The sequence below is a fragment of the Yoonia maritima genome (assembly GCF_002933395.1).
GTDB classification, from domain to species: Bacteria; Pseudomonadota; Alphaproteobacteria; order Rhodobacterales; family Rhodobacteraceae; genus Yoonia; species Yoonia maritima_A.
Genome location: NZ_PKFN01000011.1, coordinates 235,638 through 243,347, shown reverse-complemented (window position 1 = coordinate 243,347; position 7,710 = coordinate 235,638). Strand labels below are relative to the sequence as shown.

The 7,710-nt window shown below is 52.7% G+C and carries 6 protein-coding genes; 2 read left to right on the top strand and 4 right to left on the bottom strand.

The genetic code is table 11. The annotated features are described in order from the left end of the window. Window positions 1-327 precede the first annotated feature (327 nt). Window positions 328-1,908 carry a Mur ligase family protein gene (locus CYQ09_RS16090; protein ID WP_106746398.1) on the bottom strand — a complete coding sequence of 527 codons (1,581 nt, stop codon included), beginning with the start codon at window positions 1,906-1,908 and terminating at the stop codon, window positions 328-330. After that, complete coding sequence (locus CYQ09_RS16085) at window positions 1,905-2,663, bottom strand: alpha/beta fold hydrolase (protein ID WP_162617701.1); 759 nt, start codon at window positions 2,661-2,663, stop codon at window positions 1,905-1,907. Before CYQ09_RS16085 ends, CYQ09_RS16090 begins: the two co-directional genes overlap by 4 nt. A 103-nt stretch (window positions 2,664-2,766) precedes the next feature. Here CYQ09_RS16085 and CYQ09_RS16080 point away from each other — a divergent pair, with 103 nt between their 5' ends. Then, window positions 2,767-3,939 carry a D-alanine--D-alanine ligase gene (locus CYQ09_RS16080; RefSeq protein ID WP_162617700.1) on the top strand — a complete coding sequence of 391 codons (1,173 nt, stop codon included), beginning with the start codon at window positions 2,767-2,769 and terminating at the stop codon, window positions 3,937-3,939. Here CYQ09_RS16080 and CYQ09_RS16075 read toward each other — a convergent pair. After that, window positions 3,925-4,422 (bottom strand): D-Ala-D-Ala carboxypeptidase family metallohydrolase, encoded by a 498-nt coding sequence (locus CYQ09_RS16075; protein WP_204353974.1) that lies wholly within the window; start codon window positions 4,420-4,422, stop codon window positions 3,925-3,927. The two genes, CYQ09_RS16080 and CYQ09_RS16075, sit on opposite strands and share 15 nt — an antisense overlap. Further along, entirely contained in the window at window positions 4,422-5,312 is an 891-nt protein-coding gene (locus CYQ09_RS16070) for a LysR substrate-binding domain-containing protein (protein ID WP_106746396.1), read from the bottom strand. Before CYQ09_RS16070 ends, CYQ09_RS16075 begins: the two co-directional genes overlap by 1 nt. A gap of 141 nt (window positions 5,313-5,453) precedes the next feature. On the opposite strand from CYQ09_RS16070, the gene katG reads away from it, so the two are divergent. After that, a complete protein-coding gene (gene katG, locus CYQ09_RS16065) occupies window positions 5,454-7,670 on the top strand; it encodes a catalase/peroxidase HPI (protein ID WP_106746395.1) in 2,217 nt (738 codons plus the stop codon). Window positions 7,671-7,710: the final 40 nt, after the last annotated feature.

The window sequence follows — 7,710 nt, the reverse complement described above, 5'->3', positions numbered from 1 at the left end:
CCGCCGGTGAAGGGGGTTCTAAGGTTACTAAGAGATGCCCGCAACCCCTTTTTCAATAATTCTCAAAGTTTTTGTGACATTCATTTTTAATCAAACAAATTCAAATACTTAACAACCAAACCACATCAGGGAAAAGCCAACAAACGCCATTTCCTTAAGCAGAAAACAAACACATCACACAATATCTAGACTTATCCACAGAATAACCCACAACAATCACCGGAATCAAACACTCCCAATCCAAACAAAACACCAAAACACTCACCAAAGAATCAAAAATCCCGGCAAAATGCCGGGATTTTTGATTCTTAAGCTGCTGAACACCCTTCAGAGAAAACGCTGCTCCTCCAAGAGGTCAGGAAGATCGTTCTCGTACAGCACAACATCGTTGGTTTGGATATCTGCATCGATCTTCGCGCGCGCTTCATAGAACGACGCCACCTCGACCACTTTTACCCGCTCCTTATCAAGCCCATCTGCAAAGCTACGGATCCGACTTGGGTTCACTACATACACTGTGTCGCAGAAATCATTGCATGTCTGGGCAAGTCGGGCGTGAACCGCGTCATGCTCTAACCCAAGCTCAGCGACACCCGGCGTCACAAGGATCGCGCGACCGCCACGTTCTTTGGCAAGATCATGCATCGTGGCGACGGCAGACTTAAAGCCCAGTTCATTCGCGTTATACGCATCATCAAGGATCAGCGGCTCACCGGGGTTCTCGACCTTTTGCAAACGGTGCGGGATTTGCGAGACTGTCTTTGTAAAGAACGGCAGGTCATCGACCAGCGCTGGATCAACATGCAACGTCAAGACAACGGCCAGCGCGGCGTTCATCACGTTATGATCACCCAGCAATGGCAGATCAAAGCTAACATCAGCATGCGATCCATCAACCCAGTGCAAGCCAATCGTCCAGCCACCACCTGCAGCCGTTTGCGCATTCACGATCACGTCCGCATCCTGCGCACCGACTGAAATGACCTGCTTACCGTATTGTTCTTTTAGTTTTGCAAACGGCTCATGGCGCAACACATCGACATTGATGATGGCAGTGCCGTTGTTGCTACACACATATTCTACCAGTTCTGACTTTGCCCGCGCGATTGCTTCGATGCTGCCAAAGCGTTCCGTGTGTGCGTCGCCCACTGCGGTTACGATACCAAGGGTCGGCTGTGCAAAATCGCAAAGCCGCTTAATAGAACCTTCACCATATGCGCCCATCTCGGCGATGAAATACTTGTGCGACCATTGCAGGCGCTGGCGGATATGCCGGGTTAGCCCCAGCACAGTATTAATACTGCCCCGGCTATAGAATACGGGCGCTGATCCTTCGAGGATCTCTGCAAGAATGTGTTTAACCGTCGTCTTACCAAAGCTGCCAGTAATCCCGATCCGTTGTGGATCCATACGTGCCAGCTTTTCGCGGGCCTCTACTATATACTTGTCGTTGATGCGTTGCTGGAACGGTGCAAGCACCTGATTAGCAGCGATCAAGGCAAAGGGGGCAAGCTGAATGGTGATGATCGCGAAGATCAGCCAGTAGAAGCTGATCAAGAACGGCAAAACCAAAAATGCTGCCGCAAGCAGATAGATCCGGCGTGCGCGCTCTGTCATCGCGAGCGGCTTTTTAAAGCGGTACCGTTTCTCGTCCCAGATGATTGCACCCAGCGTCGCCGCAAGGATCAACAGCACAACGGCGCTCGGGCCTGTCATGAACGTGATCACCAGCGCGACCAAAATGGCAGCACTTGCACGCACATCGTACAGGCGCACAGATTGCAGCGCGCCGACATAACGGGCACCGTCGTATTCCTCTTGCTGGAAATACGCGAGCAGCGTGCGCAGCCGCGTTTGCAGCAAATAGCCAAGCGCACCCATGACGATCAGTTTAGCGAGAATAATCATGTGCGGGCCTCGGTCAGGATATCTTTGATCACGTTTGCAATCTGGTGCCGTCCGCGTGTCAGGACAGACAGGTGGTCGAATTCAGGACACTCTATATAAGTGGAGTTCGGGATATGAGCGTGCAGTACCCGGCCTTCGGCTGGCGGGGTGGCGGTATCCTTTGATCCGTAAATCAAATGCGTCGGCGCGATGATACGCCCTACATCATTTGTCTGATCTTCCTTAACCGTCTGGATAAAGATGTCGCGCATCCCAATCTCGCGACTATGGACATAATCGGCACTGCCGTATTCCTTTTCTAGGTCGATGATCTCGTAATCATCTGTCGCGCGGGCCTTTTTGCGTTTGAACAAGAAGCTACGCCATTGACCACGAAGCTGTTGCCAAAGAGAGCGAGGAAGTTTCACACCTGCCCCGGCAACAATCACCATCTGTGCAATAGGGCTTTGCTGTTGCGCTGCTAATCGCAGCCCCACACGACCACCAAAGCTGTGACCAACCCAGATACACGGTTTATCGCCAATCTTTTCAGCAAGAACCGTACGCATGTAGTCGGCATAGTCATTCGTATCCCACGCATCGTCTGGCCGGGGCGTATCACCAAAACCGGGCAGATCGAACAGAATGCAGCGCGCCTGCCCCGCGATCAATTCCGCCACGGGCAGAAAATCTGCATGGGTTCGCCCCCAACCGTGGGCAAAGACAACAACGGGTCCATCTGGCTGCCCCAGTTCGACGCTTGCGATTGGCTTCATCCGCATTCACCTTTTTATCTATTGGCACCACCTGCTGTGGCGCTTGCCTGCCCTTGGACGTATAACTATCACTGAGGCAAACGATATTCTAGGACAGTACAACGTGACCAAGCTAAATATAGCAGTTGTCTTTGGCGGACCAACCCAAGAACACGATGTGAGCGTTGTCAGCGCCCAACAATTGATGGACGCCGCAGATCTGCGCAAATTGAACATCATTCCTGTGTACTTGGATTTCGAAGGGCGCTTTATGCATGGGCCGCGCCTGCGCGACCTTGCTGCATTTCGGCCGCGTCCCGGTGGGCTAAAGCAAGTAACATTTGCATGGGGCGACAATGGCCCTTGTATTAATGCCGCTGACGGCAGCTGGTCTAAGAATATTGACTGCGTATTACCGGTATTCCACGGCCCCTACGGCGAAGACGGCCGCATTCAAGGTATGATGGAATTGCTCGGCATTCCTGTCACTGGGTTTAACGCCACAAATTCTGCCATCGCGATGCGCAAAGACGCGACGAAAGCGATTGTTAAAACCGTCGGTGTGAATGTCGTTGATCATGTGGTCGCAAACCATGCGACCTTGCAACACCCCAAAGCGTTTGCGCAAAAGGTCGCCCAGCAAATTGGCTACCCTGCGATTGTAAAACCCGCCAACCTTGGGTCCAGCATCGGGGTCGGCATCGCGACAGACGACGAAACCCTGATCGCGCTTAGCCAAGCGGTACTGCGCCAAGACGGATTTGCGCTGGTCGAACCAAAAGTCCAAAACTTGGTCGAATACAACGTTGCCCTGACATTCCGTGACGGTCAGATTTGTCACTCTGCGATCGAACGCCCCAAATCTTCCGCTGACTTGCTGGACTTTAAAGAGAAATATCTCGCCTCTGGCGACGGCGGCCCACCCAAGAAGGGCGGCAAACTGGGTAACGCCCCCGTCCCATCGCAGGGGATGCTGTCGTTAACCCGCGACATTAACCCCGACATCCCCGAAGGGCTGAAGGCGCGTATTTACGAATATGCATCGGCGGCGTTTTCGGTTCTTGGCTTGCGCGGTGCACCACGGATCGACTTTATGGTCGACAATGAGACTGGCGAATTGTGGTTCAACGAGATCAACCCGATCCCCGGATCATATGGGTTCTTCCTTTGGGAAGCGGCCGATCCGCCGCTCCTGTTTTCCGAACTGATCCAGCATTTGGTGGAAGAAGCGATTGGCGACAGCTTAAAAACCTTTGACGATCCGGTACCGCAAGGGGCGCATCTACTTCCCCGCTAGGTCGAAATAGTGAAACCCATCATGAAAGGTGTCGCCGTCAAAGGTCGACACCTTTTTTCGATTCCCAGTGACCACACACGATACGTGCACCCAGCCATATTCGCCGCAACGCGGGTCGAACTTTTCAAGGATCAGTTCATCGAAATCGGTGTTGTCGATCAACCAAAGCGCCAACGTGTCATTCGCAATACCGCCCATCATGATATCAGCCGCCTCGCCCCGCAAATGCTGCGAATCCGGTAATCCAACGATTTCAGCATTCAAACGGGGGCAGCGATATCCACTTGTGATAAACAACGGGAGATCGAAATGCGTAATCGCGGGCTGCAATACCTGCTGACAAAGGCGCGTTAGGTTTTCGACCACGCTCACGTCTTGCGGCAAATTATAGATGCCCTGCTCTGCCGCTGTATCGCTTTGGCATAGGGTGAATAGATCCAAATCCTTAGAAAGCATCGGATTAAGCGGGTTTATTTTGTACATTACGGTTGCCCCGATTTACGGACGATATCGCAAAGTGCGTCGAACTGGTGCGCCAGTGGATTTGTTTTGCGCCAAATCATCCCCACTGTTCGGCTCGGTTGTTTCCCAGTGAATCTGTTCACACAAACTGGCGCTGCTCGCCCTTCGACTGAAATTGCCATTTCAGGGATCAACGTCACGCCAATGCCAGCGCCGACCATCTGCACCAGCGTCGAAAGCGAACTGCCGTCCAAACCTTCCCGTGGAACAGCGGTTTGCATATTGCAGAATGAGAGCGCCTGATCGCGAAAACAGTGCCCCTCTTCCAGCAAAAGCAACCTCATGGCCCGTAATGCGTCGGGGCTGGGCACGGGCAGTTCTGATTGCGATTCATGTCGCACCAGAACCATGCTTTCATCGAACAATGGGACCTCGGTCATCCAAGGTTCTGACACAGGCAAAGCAACAATCGCCACATCAATCTGACCATCAGCAAGTTCATCGATTAATCGCGGTGTCACTGTTTCACGAATGTGCACGTCAAGTTCAGGGTGCGCCTCATCCAAATGGCTAATCAGTTTGGGCAGAAGATATGGTGCGATCGTCGGAATCACCCCGATCCGAAGCCGCCCATACAACCCGCCATGGGCCGCACGCGCCATTTCACCCAATTCGTCAACCGATTGAAGGATAGATCGCGCCCGCCCGGCGAAACTTTCACCAAATGATGTCAGGCGTACATGCCTTGGGCTACGTTCAAAAAGCGGTGTTCCTAGGCTTTCTTCCAACTCTTTAATCTGAACCGACAAAGCAGGTTGCGAGATAGAGCAAGCATCCGCCGCACGGCCAAAATGACCGTGCCGCGCCAAGGCTTCGAAATAGCGTAATTGTTTAAGCGTCAAATTCTTCATAATGTGAAGTTATCGTAACAATTAAAAAATGCAACTTAAACTAATTCTAAAACTATGCTAAATGATCCGCGACCGGCACGAACCACTCGTGTCGTGATAGCTAGCCAACATACTTAGACCCAGCCAGGATCGGAGAAAAACATGGACGGAGACAACGTCGGAAAGTGCCCCGTTGCACACGGAGGTGCAGTGCACACGACATTCGCAGGGCGGTCAAACCGTGACTGGTGGCCAAATCAGCTAAACCTGCGCATTTTGCATCAGAACACACCAGCATCTGATCCGCTTGGTGCGGATTTCAACTATGCTGAAGAATTCAAAAAGCTCGACCTCGAAGCACTCAAGGCTGACCTAACCGCTTTGATGACAGACAGCCAAGACTGGTGGCCTGCTGACTATGGTCACTATGGCCCGTTCTTTATTCGTATGGCGTGGCACAGTGCTGGTACATACCGTACAGCTGACGGCCGTGGCGGTTCACGTTCAGGTACACAGCGTTTTGCGCCACTGAACAGCTGGCCAGATAACGGCAACCTCGACAAGGCACGCCGCCTGTTGTGGCCGCTAAAGCAAAAATACGGCAACCAAATTTCTTGGGCCGACTTGATGATCCTAACCGGGAACATCGCGCTCGAATCAATGGGTTTCAAAACCTTTGGTTTCGCTGGTGGTCGCGAAGATATCTGGGAACCAGAGGAAGACATTTATTGGGGTGGCGAGTCTGAGTGGCTAGCGACATCTGATAAAGAAGGCAGCCGCTATTCCGGCGACCGCGAACTGGAAAACCCGCTTGCTGCGGTTCAGATGGGTCTGATCTACGTCAACCCAGAAGGCCCTGACGGTAAACCTGATCCACTGGCATCCGGTCGTGATGTACGTGATACCTTTGCACGTATGGCGATGAACGATGAAGAAACCGTTGCTCTGGTCGCTGGCGGCCACACTTTCGGTAAAACGCACGGTGCTGGCGATGCTGCACTTGTCGGCGTAGAACCAGAAGCTGCCCCTATGGAAGCAATGGGTTTTGGCTGGAAAAACGCGTTCGAAAGCGGCAAGGGCGTTCACACAACGACCAGTGGTCTAGAAGGCGCATGGAGCCCAACACCAACCAAGTGGGACATGACTTTCCTTGAAACACTGCTGAACAACGACTGGGAACTAACCAAAAGCCCGGCCGGCGCCCACCAGTGGAAGCCTGCAAACGGTGCAATGGCTGACGCTGTGCCAGATGCACACGATCCGTCGCGCCGTCACGCGCCAATGATGACAACCGCAGATATGTCGCTGAAGCTCGACCCGATCTATGCACCAATTTCCAAGCGTTTCTTGGAAAACCCTGCAGAGTTCGCAGATGCATTTGCACGTGCTTGGTTCAAACTGACACACCGCGACATGGGCCCAAAATCACTGTACCTTGGTGCTGACGTTCCAACAGAAGATCTACTGTGGCAGGACCCAATCCCTGCTGTTGATCACGATCTGATCGACGACGCTGATATCGCAATGCTGAAAGCTGACTTGCTGGGTTCTGGCCTGACAATTTCGGAACTTGTTTCTACAGCTTGGGCGTCTGCGTCTACATTCCGTGGTTCAGATAACCGTGGTGGCGCAAACGGTGCGCGTATTCGCTTGGCTCCTGCAAAAGACTGGGAAGCAAACGAACCGGCAAAGCTGGCCAAAGTTCTGGCTAAACTGGAAAGCATCCAAAGCGCGTTCAACGCGGCGCAGTCCGGCGGCAAGAAAGTATCTATCGCTGACCTGATCGTTCTGGGCGGCAGCGCTGCTGTCGAACAAGCTGCGAAAAATGCGGGCCAAGATGTGACTGTTCCATTCACACCGGGCCGTACAGATGCGTCGCAAGAAGACACCGATGTCGAAAGCTATGACGTGCTAGAGCCACTTGCAGATGGTTTCCGTAACTACCTGCAAAAAGACTTCTCAGTTCCGGCTGAAAAGCTGCTGGTAGACCGTGCTCAGCTTCTGACACTTTCCGCGCCAGAAATGACTGTTCTGGTTGGCGGCCTGCGCGTACTTGGCGCGAATGTCGGCGATAGCAAAAGCGGCGTCTTCACAGACAAAACTGATGCACTGACCAACGACTTCTTCGTGAACATTCTGGACATCAAGACAGAATGGAAACCAGTCGAAGGTGACGCGAACCTGTTCGAAGGTCGTGATCGCACAACTGGCGAAGTCTTTGGCACAGGCACACGTGCTGACCTCGTGTTTGGTTCCAACTCGCAACTGCGCGCAATCGCAGAAGTTTACGCACAGGACGACGCAAAAGCGACGTTCGCGGACAACTTCGTTGCTGCGTGGACTAAAGTGATGGAACTTGATCGCTTTGATCTGAAGTAATCAGCGAAGCAAAAGAAACAAAAAGGGCGCGACCAGTGAT

Coding starts and splice junctions, on each gene's coding strand:
- CYQ09_RS16090 (WP_106746398.1), bottom strand. CDS start 1,908: ATGATTATTCTCGCTAAACTGATCGTCATGGGTGCGCTTGGCTATTTG.
- CYQ09_RS16085 (WP_162617701.1), bottom strand. CDS start 2,663: ATGAAGCCAATCGCAAGCGTCGAACTGGGGCAGCCAGATGGACCCGTT.
- CYQ09_RS16075 (WP_204353974.1), bottom strand. CDS start 4,422: ATGTACAAAATAAACCCGCTTAATCCGATGCTTTCTAAGGATTTGGAT.
- CYQ09_RS16070 (WP_106746396.1), bottom strand. CDS start 5,312: ATGAAGAATTTGACGCTTAAACAATTACGCTATTTCGAAGCCTTGGCG.
- katG (WP_106746395.1), top strand. CDS start 5,454: ATGGACGGAGACAACGTCGGAAAGTGCCCCGTTGCACACGGAGGTGCA.